This is a genomic window from Parapedobacter sp. 2B3 (assembly GCF_041925275.1).
Classification (GTDB): Bacteria; Bacteroidota; Bacteroidia; order Sphingobacteriales; family Sphingobacteriaceae; genus Parapedobacter; species Parapedobacter pyrenivorans_A.
On the sequence record NZ_JBHEUZ010000006.1, the window covers coordinates 1 to 21,748 of the forward strand.

The 21,748-nt window shown below is 51.3% G+C and carries 16 protein-coding genes; 10 read left to right on the forward strand and 6 right to left on the reverse strand.

The features are described from left to right. Positions 1-473: 473 nt before the first annotated feature. Genes ffh through purE form a run of 5 tightly spaced genes read left to right on the forward strand, consistent with a single transcriptional unit; the run spans position 474 to position 4,662 of the window. On the forward strand, positions 474-1,814 hold the full coding sequence (ffh, locus tag ACEVG1_RS08445; protein WP_374743207.1) for a signal recognition particle protein: 1,341 nt from the start codon (positions 474-476) through the stop codon (positions 1,812-1,814). A gap of 23 nt (positions 1,815-1,837) precedes the next feature. Then, on the forward strand, positions 1,838-2,437 hold the full coding sequence (locus ACEVG1_RS08450; protein ID WP_374743208.1) for an NADH-quinone oxidoreductase subunit A: 600 nt from the start codon (positions 1,838-1,840) through the stop codon (positions 2,435-2,437). Next, a complete protein-coding gene (locus tag ACEVG1_RS08455; protein WP_374743209.1) occupies positions 2,434-2,937 on the forward strand; it encodes an NADH-quinone oxidoreductase subunit B in 504 nt (167 codons plus the stop codon). Before ACEVG1_RS08450 ends, ACEVG1_RS08455 begins: the two co-directional genes overlap by 4 nt. A 24-nt stretch (positions 2,938-2,961) precedes the next feature. Further along, positions 2,962-4,104: a 5-(carboxyamino)imidazole ribonucleotide synthase gene (locus tag ACEVG1_RS08460; protein ID WP_374743211.1), complete on the forward strand. Its 1,143-nt coding sequence runs from the start codon at positions 2,962-2,964 to the stop codon at positions 4,102-4,104. A gap of 51 nt (positions 4,105-4,155) precedes the next feature. Next, positions 4,156-4,662: a 5-(carboxyamino)imidazole ribonucleotide mutase gene (gene purE, locus ACEVG1_RS08465; protein WP_374743212.1), complete on the forward strand. Its 507-nt coding sequence runs from the start codon at positions 4,156-4,158 to the stop codon at positions 4,660-4,662. Here purE and ACEVG1_RS08470 read toward each other — a convergent pair. From ACEVG1_RS08470 to ACEVG1_RS08490, 5 genes are all read right to left on the reverse strand, one after another. Next, a complete protein-coding gene (locus tag ACEVG1_RS08470) occupies positions 4,654-5,640 on the reverse strand; it encodes a glycoside hydrolase family 43 protein (RefSeq protein WP_374743213.1) in 987 nt (328 codons plus the stop codon). The two genes, purE and ACEVG1_RS08470, sit on opposite strands and share 9 nt — an antisense overlap. Beyond that, entirely contained in the window at positions 5,612-6,919 is a 1,308-nt protein-coding gene (locus ACEVG1_RS08475) for a Gfo/Idh/MocA family protein (RefSeq protein ID WP_374743214.1), read from the reverse strand. Before ACEVG1_RS08475 ends, ACEVG1_RS08470 begins: the two co-directional genes overlap by 29 nt. Positions 6,920-7,096: 177 nt before the next feature. Continuing rightward, entirely contained in the window at positions 7,097-8,866 is a 1,770-nt protein-coding gene (locus tag ACEVG1_RS08480; protein WP_374743215.1) for a RagB/SusD family nutrient uptake outer membrane protein, read from the reverse strand. 10 nt (positions 8,867-8,876) lie between these two features. Continuing rightward, positions 8,877-11,993: a SusC/RagA family TonB-linked outer membrane protein gene (locus ACEVG1_RS08485; protein ID WP_374743216.1), complete on the reverse strand. Its 3,117-nt coding sequence runs from the start codon at positions 11,991-11,993 to the stop codon at positions 8,877-8,879. A gap of 373 nt (positions 11,994-12,366) precedes the next feature. Beyond that, positions 12,367-14,316: a glycoside hydrolase family 97 catalytic domain-containing protein gene (locus ACEVG1_RS08490; protein ID WP_374743217.1), complete on the reverse strand. Its 1,950-nt coding sequence runs from the start codon at positions 14,314-14,316 to the stop codon at positions 12,367-12,369. A gap of 325 nt (positions 14,317-14,641) precedes the next feature. On the opposite strand from ACEVG1_RS08490, the gene ACEVG1_RS08495 reads away from it, so the two are divergent. From ACEVG1_RS08495 to ACEVG1_RS08515, 5 genes are all read left to right on the forward strand, one after another. Next, positions 14,642-15,340, forward strand: coding sequence for an NUDIX domain-containing protein (locus ACEVG1_RS08495; RefSeq protein ID WP_374743218.1), 699 nt, complete (start codon positions 14,642-14,644; stop codon positions 15,338-15,340). 104 nt (positions 15,341-15,444) lie between these two features. Beyond that, the gene (locus ACEVG1_RS08500) at positions 15,445-17,112 is read left to right on the forward strand and encodes a ribulokinase (protein ID WP_374743219.1); all 1,668 of its coding nucleotides are present in this window, start codon (positions 15,445-15,447) and stop codon (positions 17,110-17,112) included. Continuing rightward, positions 17,109-17,810: an L-ribulose-5-phosphate 4-epimerase gene (locus ACEVG1_RS08505; RefSeq protein WP_374743220.1), complete on the forward strand. Its 702-nt coding sequence runs from the start codon at positions 17,109-17,111 to the stop codon at positions 17,808-17,810. Before ACEVG1_RS08500 ends, ACEVG1_RS08505 begins: the two co-directional genes overlap by 4 nt. 44 nt (positions 17,811-17,854) lie before the next feature. Next, complete coding sequence (gene araA / locus ACEVG1_RS08510; RefSeq protein ID WP_374743221.1) at positions 17,855-19,354, forward strand: L-arabinose isomerase; 1,500 nt, start codon at positions 17,855-17,857, stop codon at positions 19,352-19,354. A gap of 103 nt (positions 19,355-19,457) precedes the next feature. Next, a complete protein-coding gene (locus tag ACEVG1_RS08515; RefSeq protein WP_374743223.1) occupies positions 19,458-20,438 on the forward strand; it encodes a sugar phosphate isomerase/epimerase family protein in 981 nt (326 codons plus the stop codon). A 54-nt stretch (positions 20,439-20,492) separates the two neighbouring features. Here the strand turns inward: ACEVG1_RS08515 and ACEVG1_RS08520 are convergent, their stop codons facing one another. Next, a complete protein-coding gene (locus tag ACEVG1_RS08520; RefSeq protein WP_374743224.1) occupies positions 20,493-21,641 on the reverse strand; it encodes an aldose epimerase family protein in 1,149 nt (382 codons plus the stop codon). Between the last annotated feature and the right edge of the window lie 107 nt (positions 21,642-21,748).

Below are 21,748 nucleotides of genomic sequence, written 5' to 3' on the forward strand. Positions count from 1 at the left end.
ATCAAAGAACGATTATAATATATTTATATACAATGTATTACAACAAATTTTAAAAACTTAACGCATCACTAGTAATTCAGAATTTAAAATCATGGCAGTAGAACTGTCGTATGCAAAAGGGACAGCTGCATTAGCAGCGAAAGAACTAGGTATAAATGACTATGCTAGGTAAGTGGCGAAGGGACTCCAGACAACTCAGGTATTAGCGGTATAGATGGAGGAATCCTGCTCCCGGACATTCAGGACAAACCGATAGACAAACAGCAAAGGAGGTAAGAAGAAACAAATATCCACAAGTAGACCAGACCTGCATAACCCAACGAGCAAGGGTAAACTTTGCCCTAATCCCGCATCAATAATCCACCAACTCAACCGAAACCTAATTTCGGAATCGCTGCCAATTATCGCTCGGCTGTTTATTAGCATCAGATTTCGTACATTTGCACCTCGTTCAATTTTATTTTATTACTGACATGTTTCAGAACCTACAGGATAAGTTAGATAGGGCCTTTAAGGTATTAAAAGGCCAGGGAAATATTACCGAGATCAACGTTGCGGAGACCATGAAGGAAATCCGCAAGGCATTGCTCGATGCCGACGTGAACTATAAAACCGCCAAGGCGTTTACCGACGAGGTGAAGCAGAAGGCATTGGGCCAGAATGTGCTCACCAGCATTTCCCCAGGGCAGTTGCTCACCAAAATCATGAACGATGAGCTGACCGAGCTGATGGGCGGTTCCACCACCGAACTGGACATCAGTAACAACCCTACGGTCATCCTCATTGCAGGTCTAAACGGTGCCGGTAAAACCACCTTCTCGGGCAAACTGGCTAAATACCTCAAAGAAACCAAAGGCAAAAAACCACTGTTGGTGGCGGGCGACGTGTACCGTCCGGCGGCCATCGACCAACTCGAAGTGCTCAGCCAGCAAGTGGATGTACCCGTTTATACCGATAGGGAATCCAACGACCCCATCGGCATTGCTCAAGCGGGCGTGGCCGAAGCCAAGCAGAAGGGCTACAACGTGGTCATCGTGGATACCGCGGGCCGACTGGCTATCGATGAAGCGCTGATGAACGAGATATCGGCGGTAAAGGACGCAACACAGCCGCATGAAATCCTTTTTGTAGTGGATGCCATGACCGGCCAGGATGCCGTGAATACGGCCAAAGCATTCAACGACAGGCTCGACTTCACGGGAGCCGTGCTCACCAAACTGGATGGCGATACCCGTGGCGGTGCCGCCCTGTCGATCAAATCGGTGGTCAACAAACCCATCAAGTTCATCGGTACGGGCGAGAAGATGGAAGCACTCGACGTGTTCCACCCCGACCGGATGGCTTCGCGTATACTCGGCATGGGCGACGTGGTATCGCTGGTGGAACGTGCACAGCAGCAGTTCGACGAGAAAGAAGCCGCCGAGCTGCAACGCAAGATACGCAAGAACAAGTTCGATTTCAACGATTTCAAAAGCCAGATCCAGCAGATCAAAAAGATGGGCAACATGAAGGACCTCATGGGGATGATACCCGGTGTAGGTAAGGCCATGAAGGATGTGGAAATCGACGACGACGCGTTCAAACCCATCGAAGCCATCATCAACTCCATGACACCCTATGAGCGGGAAAACCCGGATGTGATCGACCAAAAACGCCGGGCGCGTATCGCGAAAGGATCGGGCACAGAGCTGGTGGAAGTGAACAAGCTGATGAAGCAATTCGGCGACATGCGCAAGGTGATGAAACAGATGTCCAATCCTGCTGCCATGGCCCGCATGATGCGGGGCGCACCGAAAATGCCGATGGGGAGATAATAAAAAATCACTACCTTTGAATCATGGATGACCCCGCGCAGTTAACCGAATTCGGCAAAATACTCCTCATTGGAGTAGCGGGTATCTTATTGGTATTATTCACCTTACTGCTGGGCAAAATCCTATCGCCCAAGAAACCAACCGTCGAAAAGCTGAGCACCTACGAATGTGGTGAAGAGGCTGTGGGTAATGCTTGGATACAGTTCAACCCGCGCTTTTATGTCATCGCATTGGTGTTCCTGCTGTTTGATGTCGAACTGCTTTTTATCTTCCCGTGGGCAACCGTCTTCGGCCAGGCCGAATTGATTGCTGCCGACACGCGGTGGGGCTGGTTTGCCCTGCTGGAAATGGCTGTGTTTGTTGGGATATTAATCATTGGTTTGGTATATGTATGGAAAAAAGGTGATCTGGAATGGATAAAACCCAAGCCGGTTACGCCGCACGTAGCGGTGAATATACCCGCATCGGCATACGACAGACTAAACAGTAGTCAATACCGGGTGCGGAAATTCAACCCAGACAATGTAGTCCCGGCAACTGCAAAAACGACAACTGCAGGCGGCGAGCCAAAAAAACCGGCTTTCAAGCCCGCATTCAGAAAACCCGGAACGACACCATCATGAGCATCGATAAACAACTGGAAAGCAACGGCGTCGTCATCGCCAAACTAGATGACCTCCTCAATTGGGCCCGGCTATCGTCCATGTGGCCCATGAGCTTCGGTATCGCTTGCTGTGCCATCGAAATGATGGGTGCCATGGCTTCCACCTATGACCTGGACCGGTTCGGCGTGTTCCCGCGCCCTTCGCCACGGCAATCGGACGTGATGATCATCGCAGGCACCGTAACCTTCAAGATGGCGGACCGCATCCGTCGGCTCTACGAGCAGATGCCAGACCCAAAATACGTCATCTCCATGGGCTCGTGCTCCAACTGCGGCGGCCCCTACTGGCAGCACGGCTACCACGTAGTCAAAGGTGTGGATCGCATCATTCCCGTAGATATTTATGTGCAGGGATGCCCGCCTCGGCCCGAAGCGCTCATCGGCGCTTTTCTCGAACTACAGAAAAAAATAGAAACGGAACACATCGTAGCCGACAAACTGCAATCAACACATGCATAACCTTTATATATTTCAATCTTCATCATGGCAAAAGACTTTTACGGCGAACTGAAATTGGGAATCCTCGGTGGCGGGCAATTAGGCCGCATGCTGATCCAGGAGGCCATCAATTTCAATGTGAATGTACACGTACTCGACCCGGACAAGAATGCGCCCTGCCGTAACCTAAGCAACCAATTCGTGCACGGTGCGCTCGATGATTTCGATACCGTTTATGCATTCGGAAAAGGGCTCGACATGGTGACCATCGAAATCGAAAAGGTAAATGTGGATGCGCTCGAAAAACTGGAAGAAGAAGGCGTAGTGGTGTATCCGCAATCGCGCGTAATCCGCCTCATACAGGATAAAGGACTGCAAAAACAGTTCTTTAAGCAAAACGACATCCCCACGGCGCCTTTCCAGCTGATTTCGTCTAAGGAAAACCTCGCGAACACCTACATACCCTTGCCTTACATCCAAAAGCTCCGCAAGGATGGTTACGATGGGCGTGGGGTGAAGAAAATTGTCAACGAGTCCGACATGAAAACGGCCTTCGAAGCACCGAGCCTGATCGAACAGTGGATCGACTTTGAAAAGGAACTGGCAATTATTGTTTCGCGCAATGATGATGGTGATGTCGCCGTTTTCCCATGCGTGGAAATGGAGTTCAATCCCGAAGCCAACCTCGTGGAGTTCCTGATATCCCCCTCTACCCTACCTTTCGAGATCCTGCAGCGAGCAGAGCTCTTGGCTAAGAAGATTGCCGAGGATTTACAGATTGTGGGCCTGCTCGCCGTAGAATTATTCCTCACCCGAGACGGGCAACTGCTGGTCAACGAGCTGGCACCACGGCCGCACAATAGTGGACACCAAAGTATCGAAGGAAACTTCACCTCCCAGTTTGCACAGCACCTCCGGGCTATCTTTAACCTCGCCCCCGGCAATACCGGCACAAGGACCAACGCCGTGATGGTGAACCTGTTGGGCGAGGCCGGCCATGAAGGGCTGGCTCGATACGAAGGGATTGCGGATATTTTAGCGATGGAAGGCGTATATTTACACCTCTATGGGAAGAAATTCACCAAGCCTTTCCGTAAAATGGGCCACGTGTGTATCATCAACGAAGACCGCGAGCAGGCCATCGCCATTGCCAGGGAAGTGCAACAGACATTGAAGGTGGTGACGTGACAATTGTTAATGGTTAATGGTTAATCGGAAAAAGCAAACAACGGATAACGAATGGCAACAAAAACAACAATACCAGAAGTAGGCATCATCATGGGTAGCAAATCGGACCTGCCGGTTATGCAGGATGCTGTAGATATATTGAAACTACTCGGAGCCCGCGTGGAAGTATCCATTGTGTCGGCACACCGCACCCCCGACCGCATGTATGACTATGCGAAAAGCGCGGCGTCCCGCGGGCTGAAGGTCATCATTGCGGGTGCCGGCGGTGCAGCCCACCTCCCCGGTATGGTTGCATCCATCACCCACTTGCCGGTTATCGGTGTACCCGTAAAATCTTCCAACTCCATCGACGGCTGGGATTCCATCCTTTCCATCCTACAAATGCCCAATGGCATACCTGTAGCCACTGTAGCGCTTAATGCTGCCAAAAATGCAGGTATCCTCGCTGCCCAGATTCTAGCGGTGTCCGACGAGCAACTCGCACAAAACCTATTGGCTTACAAAGCTGAATTGGCTAAGAAAGTAGAAGAAAGTGCGAAGGAAGTGGAGTCAATGTGACGTTAGCTTTTTCAATTCTTCCTTGCTGATCTTGAAAACCGTACCGTGCCGGATTCCTTCGGGCATGGTCAGCTTATCCGAAACCTCGTGCCAATTGATCAGGTCTTTTGAAGCCACGGCACCGTATTGATGCTCCGTGTACTTATCGAAATAAACCACCCACTCTCCATGAATACGGGTTACCGTAGGCCCCTCGGCCCAATAATTGCCTGTGATGGGTTTGCCAGCCGGGCTATAGGGCCCTTCCAGTTTATCTGCGTAAGCTACCTTGAGGTTTTTTTGGGCGGGTTCACGGGTTTCGTCTTTCAGAAACATCACCCAGCGCTTACCATCGCGCACAACGGTGGCATCGATCACATTGAACCCCGGTTCGTACAACAGGCGCGTATCGCTAAACGTCTTGAAGTCCTCCGTCGTAACGCAATACATACGGTGGTTGTATCCGTTATCAGCTTCCACCTGTGTTTCGGGAAACAAGCCCTCGATGGTGGTAGCCCAATAGATGAGGTACACCCCACGCGCTGCATCGAAGGTAACTTCCGGTGCCCAGCAGTTGCGCGCGCCGGGTTCATGGGCCATCACGGGGAGATACTGCTGGTCGGACCAGTGGATAAGGTCGCCTGACGATGCATAGCCTATACCCTGATCGGTCCAACTCACTGTCCACACCATGTGGAAACGGCCATCGCCACCACGGATGATGCAAGGGTCCCGCATCAGTTTATCGGCGCTGAGTTCAGGCTGCAGAAAAGACCCATCATCATTCAACGAATGCCAACTGAACCCATCTTGGCTGTAGGCGAGATGCAGTCCATCTTCACCATTACCCTTAAAATAAGAAAATGCATACACGCTATCGATTGGCTGCGCGAGTACCGCGCAGGCCACCGATATACATAATCCTACAGCCATGAATTTCCTGACCATCTCCTTCATGCTATCAACGCGGCTACCCGGTGGCAGGGATACGATACCCATTATGGTATTCCGCCGCCAGCAATTTGTTCGCTGCCTCACTGGAGAAGCGCCCCTTTGGGGCATCCCAGTAGATTTTCTCGCCCGTACGGTAGGCGATATTGCCCATCTGCGAGAAGATAGCGATATGCGCACCGGCGGTAATCGGTGCGTGGAGGTCTTCCAGCTTCCGGGAGCGCACCACGTCTATGAAATTGGTGGTATGCTTATCCAGCCCGTTGTCCTGACTTTTCTGCAGCGGAACAGCCTCCATGCGGTCCCCTTCGGGAATGACCTCCCAACCGCCACGGTCGAGCACCAAGGTGCCGAAATTGCCAATAAACGCCACGCCGTGGTTACGCCCATAAGGCCCTCCATCGATTCCGTTAGCATGCTCCCACTGCACGGTGAAGTCATCAAACTCATAGGCTGTGGTGAGCGTATCGGGGGTCTCAGCGGCATCATCCGGGTAGGCGAATTTGCCACCGGTAGCCATGATGGATTTCGGTGTGGTTGCTTTCATGCCAATCAGCGCAAAGTCGAGCATATGCACTCCCCAATCGGTCATCAATCCGCCGGCATAGTCCCAAAACCACCGGAACTCAAAGTGGAAGCGGTTCGGATTGAATGGGCGCTGCTTGGCCGGACCCAACCAACGCATATAATCCACGCCCTCCGGTGCCGGCCCATCGGGTTTCACGGGAATACTCTTCATCCACCCTTGGTAGGCCCAAGCCTTCACCAAGCGGATTTTCCCCAATTTGCCCGAGTGCACAAACTCGATGGCATCCCGGAAATGTTGCTGGCTTCGCTGCCATTGCCCTACCTGTACAGCTCGCCCGTATTTGGCGGCTGCTGCCACCATCGCATTGCACTCTGCAATGGAATTGCCAAGTGGTTTTTCCACATATACATCTTTCCCTGCTTTGCAGGCATCCACCAATTGCAGGCAGTGCCAATGGTCGGGAGTGCCGATAATCACCGCGTCAACATTCGGATCGGCAAGCAGTTCCTCGTGTTTACCATATAATTTGGGTTCGATGCCCCGCGTTTTCAGTTCGTCGGCGCGCTTATTCAGCACATGGGCATCCACGTCGCAAAGTGCCGTACATTGCACTCCCGGCACTTTCAGCATGGAGTTGAGATTAGCCCATCCCATCCCGTTGGCACCGATGAGGCCCACCCGGGTGGTGCCTTGGAACGTGCCGCCGACGGAGAATGCGCGAGGCCAAGCCGAAGCCACCCCGGCTGTTGCTGCCAACGTTGTCATTGTGCCGAGGAATTTTCTTCTAGTTGTATTCATATCAATAGTGTTATAATGGAGCGAATTAGTTGACCAAGATAATAAAATATTGGATTGGTTGCAGTGATAAGGGATGAAATCGCGACCTGCAACAAGGCTGATTGGGCCACAGCCACATAAAAAGCGCCACGCTTTGAAAAGCGTGGCGCTAAAATAGGATGTTAATGCATACAACTATCAGTCGGTTTGAACATAATGTGGGTTTTGGTCTAATTTCCCATTTATGCGTATTTCATTGATAGGTATGGGCATGAAATACATCTTCTCAGGAAACGCCCTGTCCTGAATCGCCGCGGGTGTATATTCGTAAACGAGTGTTTGCCGATCTGGCTGCAATTTACCGTAAATCTCAATACCACGGGCAGCAACGTTGAAATCTACCTCAGCGGTCATCCATCTACGTGCATCGAAAAAACGGTGGCCTTCGTAAGCTAGTTCCACGCGCCGCTCATACCGGCAAAGATTGCGAAGTGCATCACCACTTGCGTTATCTACATCCGCTCCAGGCATACCGGCGCGCTCACGCACCATTTTAAGGTACGTTTTTGCTTCACCATCCTGTCCCAGCTCAATACACGCCTCGGCATAATTCAATAAAATCTCAGCATACCGGAAGAAAATAAAATCCTGGTTGCCACGGAAAAACTGGGCATTGAGCGTAATATCCATGAACTTTCGCAGATAATACCCACTGTAGGTTCCATTCCAGTTCTCGATTGGGCCACTGCGCGTATCAAGCCCCCACCGTGTCTGCACACTACTACCATTCCAATACTCATACTGGGCGGTTTGTATAACCCCTATTGGATCGAGGCCAATCCCATTGTCGCCACGTTTTTTCCAGGGAGCGCCATTGTACAGTATCGTCGCATAAAACCTGGGGTCCCTGTTTTCATAGGGGGCCGCTTTATGTACGGGGTTGCTCCAACTGAACGGACTGCCATCGCTCATCTGATAAGCATCGACCATATTTTGCAGAGGCACATTACCACCCCAGTTGTTGTAACCGTTCGGTCCGTTATAGAGATCATGGGAAGTACCCAGTAACTCGCGATCAAATAACTTGCTGAAGATTGCCTCGTCGTTGCCATTGTCGAGGAACACATTGGCATAGTTTTCTGCGGCGCTATCACCCGGCTGATACAGGCTATAGCGACCGGTCTTGATAATCTCCCAAGCTGCGTTCTTTGCTGCCGTCCACCGTGATTGGCGGTCTCCACCGGTATAACCTACCAGTGAGTTGTTGTTGCCCGGTTTGTTATACAAATCACTGGCGGCATAGAGCAACACCCGCGACTTGAGCGCATGAGCAGCCGGCTTATTGACTATTCCCCTATCCGTCTCTTCATTCAACAACGCGATCGCCTTGTCGATATCTTCGACAATAAAATTAACCGTCTCCTCATAACTAGCACGCGTTACACTTTGTACCGCTTCTTCATCGTTGAGGCCGAATGTCTGCGTGATGATGGGTACTCCACCATACATCCGCAACAGGCAGAAATAGTTGTATGCCCGTTGGAAATATACTTCTCCCGTCAATTGGTCGCGCTCAGTGTCGTTTGAAAATGGAACGGTTTCTACGTTTTCGAAGAACATATTGGCGTTCCGGATTACCCGGAAGAATTTACCCCAATCAGCAAATTGCCATGCCCGGCCGTGCTCGTCTGGTCCAATATTTCCTTGAACAACACGCGACGAACTGTAATCATGAATGAAGCGTGATTCGTCAGTAAGCGACGAAATCATTACCTCGGCAAAACCATGATCCATTTCCTCATACATCCGCGATACAAACGCCCTAGCCAGCGACGGGTCGGTCCACACATCAAGCTCACTGATTTCTGTCAACGGTCGCCGCTCCAAAAACTCCTTATTACAACTGTTTAACGTGGTCAACAAGGATACGCTGATCAATGCCGACACGATATTTCTAATTTTTTTCATCTTTTCCCGATTAAAAATTCATACTTAGACCAACATTGTACACCTTCGTTTGCGGATAGTATTGGGCAGAGCCACCCGGTATCTCGGGATCAAAGAAGTCGACTTTCGAAAAGGTGAGTAGGTTCTGTCCACTTGCGAATAAACGTAGCGAACTCACCGCTGCCTTCTTAGTGAGTGTCTGCGGTAAGGTATACCCCACCTCAATTGTCTTCAAACGCAGGTAATCGGTCTTCCACCACCAAAAGGTATTGGCGCGGTTTGCCCAGTATTCACGCTCACGGTCATAGGTACGCGGCCATGTGGCGTCGGTATTATCTGGCGTCCAACGGTCCTCTACAAAAGCCAACGGGAAGTTACCGATCAATCCCGATTCAGTTCGAACATATTGGCGTGCACCTGCAGCACCTTGCCACAACATCGTCAAGTCGAAATCCTTGTACTCGGCCTGTAGTGTGAATCCATATGTCCAACGCGGAAATTCCGTATAGTCATACCGGATGCGATCGAGGTCGTCGATGACCCCGTCGTCATTTACATCTCGGAAAATAACATCGCCGGCCCTGGCTCCCGAAATGTGCGGGTATGATTCCACGTGGGCGTCATCACTAAAAATGCCGATAGCCTCGTAATATAGCGGTGCCCCGAAGGTCTTGCCTGTAGAACGTTGGTATTCCGGTGCACCAGGCGTCTCGTCCCAGAAAGTGAGCTTGTTGCGCGCATACATGGCGTTGGCCGAGAGGTCAAGGTAGAAATCATCGCCGAAAACATTGCGGAAAGAAACCACACCTTCCACCCCACGGTTGGTCGACGTACCGATATTCTCATCGGGCAGTCCGAAACCGACATACAATGGCAGCGACGCGGACCGTTGGGTAAGGATGTTGGATCGGTTATTCATGAACCAATCGGCTTCCAACGCCCACTTCCCATTATCGAGCTCCAACTCTACGCCTACGTTATAATTCTCAGACAACTCCCACCGGATATTTGGGTTGGGCGTGCGTGTCTGATTGATGCCACGCGACAGCGCGTCGCCTACGATGATACCTGTTGTAAACCCGAATGTGCTCAAGTACTGGAAGTCTGGAATCAAATCACTACCCAACTGCCCATAGGACCCCCGGAGTTTGAAATGGTTAACCAAGGGCACGTTGTTTTTCCAGAAATCCTCGCCTGAAATAACCCAGCCGGCCCCCACGCCGGGGAAGAAGCCAAACCGATGGTCCTTCGGAAACCGCTGTGAGCCATCGACGCGCCAGTTGAAATCCAACAGGTATTTTTCACTGAAGTTGTAAGATACACGGCCGAAATAATTGCGACGTGCATTCTCGTACCCCGAACCGGTGATGCTCCGCTCAAGTTCGCCGCCGGCAAACATTTGGTCGATAGCCGACGACATGAAGTATTTCCGCTGGCCATTGAAGTTATCACCAAGCCCTTCGATCTGTTCGATTGCTGCCAATAGGTTAATGTTATGGTTGCCAAAGGAACGTTCGTAACGGGCACTTGCGTTGATGGTGATTGTTTGATCTTGATAAAAACTCTCATAAAGCTCGGGTTGTGCCACACCACGTTGCGCACCGCTCAGAATCGGTTCACCGTCGGCGTCGAAACCATCCAGTGTATACAGGGTCCATGGCTTAATCCAACGCTTTTGGAAATTAAGCATCTTATCAATGCCGAAGTTCCCGTCAAATGACAACCCTTCTACACCCGGCACCCGAAACGTAGCTCCCAACGTACCATTTAAAACCCATCGGTCATGTCTGTCATAGCCGATTTCGTTGGTACTCGTTACCACAGGGTTATCACCATACTCGATATCAGGCCCCGGCAATCCGTTAGGCCACCGCGCCGCCTCATTGGGTCGCCCGCGCATGGCAGCCCGGAAAATAGATCCCGCCGAACGCGGCGGAAAATTCCGGCCTTCCAGCCGCCCCGCCATATCCATGCGAACGTCTAAGTGCTCACCGATTTTGGTATCCAGGTTTATCCGCGCATTCTGTTGCTTATACTTCGTGGCGCTGTTGCGATAGATACCATCCTGAAACAACGACCCGAGCGACGCATAGTACTTAACTTTCTCCGTGCCGCCCCGGATTGAGAGTGAATGCTTGTTTTGCAAAGCAGAAGGGCTGATCAACTCCTCGATCCAGTCCGAATTGGGATACCGCCACGGATCACTCCCATCGCGGAATTTCTGGATATCTTCTTCGGACCACCTTATGGGATCCCCTCCGTACTCCAGGATTTCATTCTGCAATTGCGAGTATAGTGCTGCGTCCGCCATTTCGGGAAGTTTTGTCGGCGTTACGAATCCCTGATTATAGTTATAACTGATACGGGGTTCGCCAGTGACACCACGTTTGGTCGTAATGAGGATAACACCGTTTGCCGATCGAGAGCCGTAGATCGCCGCAGAAGCATCTTTCAATACCGAAACACTCTCAATATCGTTGGCGTCCAAACGCCCCATCCCACCTCGGTCCGGGATGCCGTCAATAACAATTAACGGACCTGCATTGTTCGCGTTCAGCGTATTACGACCTCTGATAAGGATGCGGGAACCGTCGTAACCGGGCTCTCCGCCCTGATTTAACGCCATCACGCCAGGAATACGGCCGACAAGCGTGTTTTCCACGTTTACAACAGGCGCTTGTTTCAGGTCCTCTCCTTTTACCTGCGATACCGAACCGGTCTTCGTAACCTTCTTCTGCACACCATATCCAACCACCACTACTTCATCCAAATCAGACATGGTCGCTTCCATCACCACGTCCACCGTACTTCTGTTGTTTAACGGCACCTCCATCGTTGAGTGGCCAACCATGGTAAACACCAATACGGCATCGCCCGGAACATCTTCCAGTACGAATTGACCCTCTTCGTTGGTACCCACGCCCCGACTGGTCCCTTTAACGGCGACACTCACACCGAGAAGCGGGGAACCGTCCAATGATGATGTGACTACACCACGTACGGTCAATTGCTGTTGTGATGCCCGGTGTGGACTTTCCACACCCGCCACCACCGGTAAGATAGGATGCCCCTTCGCCGGCAAGTCCATGCCGACCCCGCAGACTACCATCCCACTGATCACTGCTTTGATAGCTTGTTTAAAATTCATATAATTTGGTTTTAAATGATGAACTAGTTAAGCCAGTAAACACGTAGATGTAATGTTAAGTTCACACTTAACGATGGTATCCAACGTTTAACTATTAATAATTACCCAGCGTACGACAACTCCATAATTTGCCGTTATTGTCACGCCGTAGTCTAATTACTTATAAATCAACCTTTGATTACCCTTGAAGTTTGTTCTAGTAGCTGTATAATTTGTGGTCTGTAACCTAATACAATAATAACCGAAAAGTTTCGAAATGTCAAATAAACAGTTTAAAAAAATCGATTGTATTGGCTCCAATTCACTGATAATAAATGGATTATTTATCTATCCAATTGTTACAAAGCAGCCCAAAGGAATGTACATGGACGTACTACTCCAAAACGATGGTGAAACCTCCGTTGGGTTTCACATCGATCAGCTGTTCCCCAAGCGGCACCGATTCGCGCTTAAATGTACCAGGCTCATACCCATCCGTTATCACCACGGCCTGCCTTACACCTTCAAACGCAGCTAAATCTACCCTGATCCTTTTTGCATGGGTTTCGCCGTTGATGCCTGCAATGTACCATCGGCTACCCGATTTCCTGGCAATAGCCACATACCGGCCCGGAAAGCCGTCTATGAATCGCACATCATCCCATGAATCGGGCAACTCACGTAAAAATGCCCTCACGTATTCGGGTACTTGGGCGATGCCTTCAGGCGATTCGGCATAGTGCTGGATACCGGATAGAAACAATACACTCGTTGCCAACTCAAAGGCGGCCGTGGTGCGGCGCTCCACCTGCGTGCGTACTTCAGATAGATTCATGGGGGTATAGTCCATCGGATCAAAGGCATTCCGTGTAAACGGCAGGATGGTCGCATGGGTGGCTTGCCGATCCGCGTCATCCTGTCCGAAGGTAACCATCTCGAAACCACGGACCGCCTCTACCGTCATCAGATGTGGATAGGTGCGCGACCAACCACGGGGCAAGGTGGCGCCGTGGAAATTGACGAGCAGGCCGTGCGCCGCCGCGTCGTCAAGAATGTCGATGTAATATTGGATGACGGATCGCCCATCGCCCCCGAAAAAGTCGATTTTAACGCCTTTGATACCCATAGCCTTGATGCGGGCAAATTCTTCGCATCTGGCTTCGCGTGTGAGCAGTCGATTTTTCGGGGTGTATTTGACGGTATTCCAGTCGCCCGCCGAGTTGTACCACAACAGCAATCCAACTCCCTTGGTAGCGGCATACTCGGCCAGTTCCTTGATTTTCCCATAACCGATCTTGCGGTCCCAATTGACATCGATTAAGCAATACTGCCAATCCATATCGGCAGCGAAGTCGATGTATCTGCGCTGTTCGTCGTAAGTAATGTGGTCATCTTTCGAGTTGATCCAGCTCCATGACGATTTACCCGGTTTGACCACATCGCCTGCGATGGCTATCGCTTCCGTGGCCACATCGAGCCCCAAATTAGATTGGGCGATGGTAGCCAACGACCCCACGGTGATAACGCGCCAAGGGGAGTGGAACGGCTCGCTCGATTCCGGAAGTAGTCCGCCGCCTGGCATCACCTCCCGTGTGTCGGGAAAGCCAATCCGATATTCCCCCCCGGGGGATTCGGGCCGCAGCCGCGTTGCACAATATCGGCCATCCAAGTCGGCCTCCGTTAGCAGCAGCCACGTACTATCCACTTGGAATAGCGCCGGGTAAATCCACCCCGTGCCTGTCGGCTCGGGCGTACCCACCGGTATCCCTTGCCGATAATGTTCCTCGTAAGAGGGGTTGGTTTGCTCCCATCCCGATTTGGCTACCGCCATGGGCTGTAACCAAGCTTTGGCACCAGCCGGAAACCGGAATGACGTAAGTTCCTCGTCGATGACCATCCCTTTGGGGCCCGGATCGGGAAAATAATAGCGGAAGGCCACGCCATCATCCGATACCTGAAAAATCAGATCGTATCGCCTCCCATTTCCATCCTGAACGTGCCATACGCGCCTATTCGCCCGATAGGTGTTCAACCGGCGTTTCGCGGTTTTTATCTCATACACGTCCGTTACCCGTTGGATGCCGGATGCTGCTACGATGCGAACTTGGTCCTGAACCGGGATGCCCCTTCCAATGACCCCAAGCCGACCATCTTCCAATACAGTCTTCCCCTCCCAGGCGACAGAATAATACAATTGGCCGGCATTGCCATACCGGATAGTAATCACCAAACGGCCGTCAGGACTTGTAACGGCGTAATCGGAATCGGTGGCAGCTAAAACACTGAGGTGAAAAAATAAGGTGATGATAAACGGTAAACGAAGCATATCCGATGGTAGTTTCATCTATAATTGGGCACGCGGCCTTCGCAGGGCATATTGTGCCCTGCTAAAGTCGAACTTTTTTAAATAAACGTCAAGAAAACAATTAGTAAATTTAAGCTCTCGATGCTTTCACTGAACTAAAAAACTCATTTGCAAATACTTAAAATATAAAATTCCTTTGTAGTTTTACGCGGCCTGCTAAGCAGCATGATAAAATAATGTCATTTCATGACAACATACCACTATAATTTGTAATGGGATGGTTGGATAAAAAGCTAACTTTCGTCTAATAATCCCATTTTAATCCGCTATTATTGCATTTGTCGAACAACGAATCGCCTTCATTATGACAAAATATATAAAACAAAGCCGCATTCTAGTTGCCGTAGACTGCATCATCTTCGGGTTTGATGGCTACAGCCTAAAGCTCCTTTTAATAAAAAGGGGGTTCGAACCCGAAAAAGACAAATGGAGCCTGATGGGCGGATTTGTCCAGTCGGACGAGCGCCCGGAAGACGCCGCTTCCCGTGTACTGAAACAACTTACGGGGCTGAAAAATGTCTATATGGAGCAGTTGCTGGTATTTGGCGAACCTAATCGTGATCCCATTGAACGGACGATCAGCATCAATTATTTCGCGCTTATCGATATCAAAAAATACGAAAAGCAATTGAGTGATGACTACCGCGCGGAGTGGTTCCCGCTGGACCGCGTGCCCAAGCTTATCTTTGACCACGACAAGATGGTTCAGAATGCCAAGAATAAGCTGCGTTACAAAGCCGCATTGCACCCTATCTTATTCGAGTTGCTACCGGAAAAGTTCACGATTCCACAAATCATGACGCTCTATGAGCAAGTCTACGATGTCGAGCTGGATAAACGTAATTTTACCAGGAAACTACGCTCAACCGGACTGCTTATCAAACAACTGGATAAAGACAAAGAAAACTCCAAGAAAGGTGCCTTCTATTATAAACTGGACAAGGCCACCTATAAGGAAAAGTTTACTAAATTTCTGAATTTCGTATCAAACCCCGCGTATTAAAACCAGGTAGCCCGTATACTAATTAAAAAATTAGGACGTTTTCCTTTTAAAACCGGCCAATTAAATGTTATTTGGACACGACTGGTCAATTCAAAAAAAACAGCATGAGCGCAACTTACGTGATAGGCGTGGATTTCGGAACGGATTCGGTCCGTTCTGTACTGGTAAGCACTGAAACCGGTGAAGAACTGGCCACATCGGTATTTGACTACCCGCGCTGGAAAGCAGGTTTGTATTGCGATACCGCCAGCAATCAATTCAGGCAACACCCACTGGATTACATCGAAGGGTTGGAATATACCGTGCGGGCGTGCGTAGATGAGGCAGGGCCAGCCATTGCGCCGAAGGTAATCGGCCTATCGGTAGATACTACAGGATCCACACCGGTGGCCGTAGACGCCGGCGGTATGCCGCTATCCCTGCTGCCGGAATTTTCGGAAAATCCGAATGCTATGTTTGTACTATGGAAAGACCATACATCGGTAAACGAAGCCGCCGAAATCAACGCGCATGCCAAACTGTTCGAAACGGACTACCTGCAGTATGTGGGTGGCATCTACTCCTCGGAATGGTTTTGGGCGAAGCTGCTGCACGTATTCCGTGAAGACGGGCAGGTGCGGGCCGCCACACACTCTTGGGTAGAGCATTGTGATTGGGTTCCGTTCTTGCTCTGTGGTGGGCAACATGTGTCGGATATTAAGCGCGGCGTTTGTTCGGCAGGCCACAAATCGTTGTGGGCCGAAGCATTCGGGGGCTTCCCACCCAATGACTTTTTTGCTTCATTGGACCCACTTCTGGATGGTTTTACGGCCAAATTGCCGAACAGAACCTTTACGGCAGACCAGGCCGCCGGCACGTTGAGTACCGAATGGGCCGAAAGACTCGGCCTCCACACCGGGGTGGTTGTCGGAATCGGTGCCTTCGATTGCCACATGGGGGCCGTGGGTGGACAAATTGAGCCCTATTACCTCAGCAAAATCATCGGCACATCTACCTGCGATATCCTCGTGGCGCCGCAGCACGAGATGGAAGGCAAATGGGTTGCCGGTATCTGCGGACAGGTAAATGGCTCTGTTATACCGGGCATGGTCGGGCTGGAAGCCGGCCAATCTGCATTTGGCGATGCATATGCCTGGTTCAAAAACTTGGTAGCTTGGCCGTTGAAGGTTATGGTAGCCGATGGGATCGTGGACCCCGCCGCGGTCCAAGCCATCGAAGATGGCTTGCTCGCCGAACTTGGCCGACAGGCCAGTCTGCTCCAACCGATGGAAAGCCATGAACTGGCCATCGATTGGTTAAATGGCAGGCGCACACCCGATGCCAACCCGCTCCTCAAGGGTGCGTTTACAGGGATTACCTTGGCGTCTGACGCACCCCGGCTGTTCCGCGCCCTGGTCGAGGCTACGGCCTTCGGGGCAAAAAAAATCATAGACCGTTTTATCAACCAGGGCATCCCCGTAAAGGGCTTGATCGCCCTCGGTGGGATACCGCGCAAGTCGCCCTTCGTGATGCAGGTGATGGCCGATGTGATCGGCATGCCCATCAACGTACATCGTTCTGCGCAAACCTGTGCCATCGGTGCCGCGATGTTTGCAGCAACCGTCGCCGGCCGATTCAAACGGGTGGAAGATGCGATGCAGCAGATGGGCCAAGGATTCGACCGGGAATATCACCCGAACCCTTCACTGGCCGCGCTGTATGCTAAACGCTACGCCCAATATACACGTGTCGGCAGTTTTATCGAAAACCACATAACCAATGAGTCGCCATGAGCAAATATGAAACAATCAAACAAGATGCCTACCGACAGAACATGGCGCTTCCAAAGCTTGGACTGGTGCTGTTCACCTTTGGCAACGCCAGCGTTGCCGACCCCAGTGCAGGTGTTTTCGCCATTAAGCCGAGTGGCGTTGCGTATACTGAGCTGACGCCCGAAAAAATGGTCATTGTTGACTTCGAAGGGAAAGTCGTTGAAGGCGATCTACGCCCCTCGTCCGATACCAAAACGCACGCCGTGCTTTACAAGCATTGGCCGGCGATAGGCGGTATCGTACATACCCACTCTACCTACGCAACCGCCTGGGCGCAAAGCCTGCGAGACATCCCCATATACGGCACTACCCACGCCGATCACCTCACCACGGATATCCCCTGTGCCCCCCCCATGGCCGACGAAATGATTGCGGGCGACTACGAATATGAAACAGGGTTCCAAATCCTCAACCATTTCAACGATCATGGATTGGACTACAAGGAAATCGAAATGGTATTGGTTGGCAACCACGCCCCGTTTACTTGGGGCAAAACGGGTGAGAAAGCCATCTATAACAGTGCCGTGCTGGAGTACGTAGCCAAAATGGCGGTACTCACCGAAGGGATCAACCCGGATGCACCACGGCTGAAAGGGGCCCTCATCAAGAAACATTACGAGCGTAAACATGGGTCAGACTCGTATTATGGGCAGGTGTGAGACTCTAGACAACAGACATTAGACAAAAGCAAACAGCAAAATACATGATCGATCTTAAGCAACTAGAAGTATGGTTTTTAACGGGAAGCCAGCATCTCTACGGAGAAGAGACACTGAAACAAGCTGCCGTGCATGCGGAAGAAATCGCCGGTTACCTAAACCGCGCAGCTCAGGTCCCCGTTGCGATCGTTTTCAAACCGATTGTCAAAACATCGGACGAAATCTATGACGCCATTGCCGCAGCCAACCATACGCCGGCGTGCATTGGCATCATCACTTGGATGCATACTTTCTCCCCCGGCAAAATGTGGATAAGGGGGTTGAACATCCTCCGGAAACCATTGCTGCACCTCCATACGCAGTACAACAGGGATATCCCGTGGGATACCATCGATATGGATTTCATGAACCTCAACCAGAGTGCGCATGGCGACCGTGAATTTGGCCATATCGTTTCCAAACTACGCATTAACCGGAAGGTGGTGACGGGCCATTGGAAAGAGGAGGATGTGGTAAGCCAAATCGATGTATGGGCGCGGGCGGCGGCGGCCTGGCACGATTGGCAAGGCGCGCGGTTTGCACGTTTCGGCGACAACATGCGCAATGTGGCGGTCACCGACGGCGATAAGGTGGATGCCGAGACCAAATTTGGTTTTTCGGTAAATACCTACTCCGTAGGTGATCTGGCCGACATGATCAATGCGGTTTCCACCGCCGAGGTCGATGCACTGATCAGGGAATACGAAGAAGCATACACACTCGGTGCCGCCGTTAAAACCGGTGGTGAGCTGCACCGCCATGTGCGCGATGCCGCCCAGATCGAAATCGGCCTCCGCAACTTCCTCCTAGCGGGCGACTTCAAAGGGTTCTCCAATACCTTCGAAGACCTGCACGGGATGAAACAATTGCCGGGCATCGCCACGCAACGGCTTATGCAAGCAGGGTTTGGTTATGCCGGCGAGGGGGATTGGAAAACGGCTGCATTGGTGCGTGCCGCCAAAGTGATGGCCGCAGGTATGCCGGGCGGCAATGCTTTCATGGAAGACTACACTTACCATTTTGACCCTGAGAACACCTTGGTGCTCGGGGCCCATATGCTGGAAGTAGACCCTGCATTGGCTAGCGGAAAGCCTTCGCTGGAAGTACATCCATTGGGCATCGGGGGGAAGGAAGATCCGGCGCGGCTCGTCTTCGACGCGGCGAGCGGACCGGCATTGAATGCCAGCCTCGTCGACATGGGCAACCGCTTCCGGCTTGTCGTCAATGACGTGGAGGGGCAGGCCCCGCAGCATCGGCTACCCAACCTTCCCGTAGCCCGCGTGTTATGGAAGCCGCTCCCCGATATGAAAACGGGCTGCTCCGCGTGGATCCATGCGGGCGGCGCACACCATACGGTGTACAGCCAGAATCTTTCGGTGCAGCATTTCCAGGATTTCGCGGCACTGGCCGACATTGAAATACTCCACATTGGAAAGGACACCCGTTTGGCTGATTTCCTGAAGGAAATCCGATGGAATGATCGTTATTATACACTGCACCGATAGTATTGCCATGCGTATTTCAGCGGTTAACCATGGCAGCCATGGCGGATATTAATTTTGTATTTGCCACCACAAACGTTTACATTAGCTAACTAAAGACCCAATAATGAACAACAGACGTACATTCTTGAAACACGCGGGAATAGGTATGGCGGCAGCTTATTTCAGCCCGTCACTTCTCTCCTGTTCGCCACAGGGAAAATCGACAATGGCCCTCAAAGAAATCGGCCTGCAGCTATACACCCTGCGCGACCAGCTCGCTGAAGATGTGGCCTCGACATTAAGCCGTGTGGCCGAAATCGGGTATAACCACGTAGAGACCTTCGGCGCTGAAATCGGCGAAGATGGAAAAGCGACCTTTTGGGGGCTGAGTATCCCTGCACTCTCGGCACGCCTCGCGGAAAATAACGTAAAGACCCACAGCGGGCATTATGACCTCGCGGAATTTCTCACGCCGGGAAATGGCGGCCAAGAAGCACTGAAAGCCTATATCGACACTGCAGCTGCATTGGGCCAGCGTTACCTCATCGCACCGGTCCCGCCCATCCCATTGATTGACAAGCTCACGGCCGATGACTACCATTTCATGGCCAACCAACTCAACATAGGCGGTGAACTTGCTGCCAAAGCCGGATTGACGATTGGCTACCACAACCATTTCTGGGAGTTCCGTACCTTGGCGGATGGCAGCAAGGGGATGGATATCCTCATCGAAAACACAGACAATAACCTGGTGGCTTTCGAATTGGATTTATTCTGGAGCGAGAAATCCGGAACGGATAGTGTGGCTTATTTCGAAAAGTACCCCGGCCGCTTCCCCCTTTGGCATATCAAAGATATGGACAAAAATAACTCCACGGTCATCACCGGAAGCGACTATGACACAAAACCGTTCATGGAAATCACCGAAAATATCACGTATGCTGAAGTCGGGACAGGAAGCATCGATTTCAAGAAAATCGTGGCGGAGGAAAAGACGGCAGGACTGCAATACGCCTTTGTAGAACAGGACTTCATCACGATCGACCCGTTCGAAAGTATCGCTAAAAGCTACGGCTACGTCAAAAGCGAACTGCTCGGGTTATAGCATCCTGCGGTGCCCTCGGGCACCGCAGGATGCTTATAAGCCCACGTCATATAACTACCTAAACTGGTAAATCGTCTTTGTGGAGTATTCACCCCCCGGTTCCAGCACCGTGGAAGGGAAATTCGGCCTGTTGGGAGCGTCCGGAAAATGCTGGGTTTCCAAACAGAATGCCGAGCGGTAGCCGTATACTTTCCCTGCTTTGGCGTGCTGTATGTTGTCCATGAAGTTACCACTATAGAACTGAAGACCCGGCTCTTCTGTCAGGATATCCATGGTGATGCCCGTTTTGGGGCTTTCTACCGTGGCAACCAATTGTATTCCCGGATCTTTCTTCAGTACGAAGTTATGGTCATACCCTCCACCGAACGATAGCTGTCCGTCCATTGCGTCGATACGTGCACCGATGGCTGTGGCCTGGCGGAAATCAAACGGTGTGCCTTCCACGGCCGCAATTTCGCCGGTAGGGATAAGTGTTTCGTCCACGGGCGTGTATCCATCGGCATGGATGGTCAACAGGTGGTCTAAGATGGTGCTGTCTCCCTCTCCGTTAAGGTTGAAATACGCGTGGTTTGTCAAGTTGACCACCGTAGCCTTGTCGGTCGTTGCATGATAGGCAATTTCAAGCCCATTGGCAGAGGTAACCGTATACGTCACGGTCGCATCCAGTTTGCCCGGGTAACCGGCATCGCCATCGGGCGATATGTATTGCAGCTCAAGGCTGCTATCGGTCACGTGTTTCACTTCCCATACTTTCCCGAAGAATCCATTTGTTCCGCCATGCAGCGTATTCGGACCATTGTTGATTTCCAATTGGTACGGTTGCCCATCCAGCTCAAACTGCCCCTTCGCAATGCGATTGCCGTACCGGCCTACGATTGCACCGAAAAAGCCATCGCCCGGCTGTTGGTAAGTAGACAAATCCTCGTAACCCAGCACCACATCAACAAGATTCCCCTGTTGGTCCGGAACGTGCAGGCTCACCACCCGCGCACCGTAGTTGGTAATCGCCGCTACTATCTTACCATTGGTCAACGTATACAGTTTGACAGAGTCACCACCTACCTCCGCCTGGAAGTCGGCAGGCGACACCGTTAAAACAGCGGATGTATCAGTAGTTGCCGATTGCTCTTGGGTCGGGTTACAGGCCCACACGCCGGCTATGGCGAGGATAGCTAAAATTGATTTACTTGCTTTTTCTATCATTATTTTAAAATCAGGTTCATAATACCTATACCGCAAACTTAGATAAGTTTGCTTTTATATGCAATTATAATTATATGCAATTATAATCGCGGCGCAAAAAAAAGCCA

What these genes read in the sequence shown, in the direction of transcription:
- ACEVG1_RS08490 (WP_374743217.1), bottom strand. Translation starts at nt 14,316, where the DNA reads ATGAAACTACCATCGGATATGCTTCGTTTACCGTTTATCATCACCTTA.
- purE (WP_374743212.1), top strand. Translation starts at nt 4,156, where the DNA reads ATGGCAACAAAAACAACAATACCAGAAGTAGGCATCATCATGGGTAGC.
- ACEVG1_RS08520 (WP_374743224.1), bottom strand. Translation starts at nt 21,641, where the DNA reads ATGATAGAAAAAGCAAGTAAATCAATTTTAGCTATCCTCGCCATAGCC.
- ACEVG1_RS08450 (WP_374743208.1), top strand. Translation starts at nt 1,838, where the DNA reads ATGGATGACCCCGCGCAGTTAACCGAATTCGGCAAAATACTCCTCATT.
- ACEVG1_RS08460 (WP_374743211.1), top strand. Translation starts at nt 2,962, where the DNA reads ATGGCAAAAGACTTTTACGGCGAACTGAAATTGGGAATCCTCGGTGGC.
- ACEVG1_RS08505 (WP_374743220.1), top strand. Translation starts at nt 17,109, where the DNA reads ATGAGCAAATATGAAACAATCAAACAAGATGCCTACCGACAGAACATG.
- ACEVG1_RS08480 (WP_374743215.1), bottom strand. Translation starts at nt 8,866, where the DNA reads ATGAAAAAAATTAGAAATATCGTGTCGGCATTGATCAGCGTATCCTTG.
- ffh (WP_374743207.1), top strand. Translation starts at nt 474, where the DNA reads ATGTTTCAGAACCTACAGGATAAGTTAGATAGGGCCTTTAAGGTATTA.
- ACEVG1_RS08485 (WP_374743216.1), bottom strand. Translation starts at nt 11,993, where the DNA reads ATGAATTTTAAACAAGCTATCAAAGCAGTGATCAGTGGGATGGTAGTC.
- ACEVG1_RS08475 (WP_374743214.1), bottom strand. Translation starts at nt 6,919, where the DNA reads ATGAATACAACTAGAAGAAAATTCCTCGGCACAATGACAACGTTGGCA.
- ACEVG1_RS08515 (WP_374743223.1), top strand. Translation starts at nt 19,458, where the DNA reads ATGAACAACAGACGTACATTCTTGAAACACGCGGGAATAGGTATGGCG.
- araA (WP_374743221.1), top strand. Translation starts at nt 17,855, where the DNA reads ATGATCGATCTTAAGCAACTAGAAGTATGGTTTTTAACGGGAAGCCAG.
- ACEVG1_RS08455 (WP_374743209.1), top strand. Translation starts at nt 2,434, where the DNA reads ATGAGCATCGATAAACAACTGGAAAGCAACGGCGTCGTCATCGCCAAA.
- ACEVG1_RS08500 (WP_374743219.1), top strand. Translation starts at nt 15,445, where the DNA reads ATGAGCGCAACTTACGTGATAGGCGTGGATTTCGGAACGGATTCGGTC.
- ACEVG1_RS08495 (WP_374743218.1), top strand. Translation starts at nt 14,642, where the DNA reads ATGACAAAATATATAAAACAAAGCCGCATTCTAGTTGCCGTAGACTGC.
- ACEVG1_RS08470 (WP_374743213.1), bottom strand. Translation starts at nt 5,640, where the DNA reads ATGGGTATCGTATCCCTGCCACCGGGTAGCCGCGTTGATAGCATGAAG.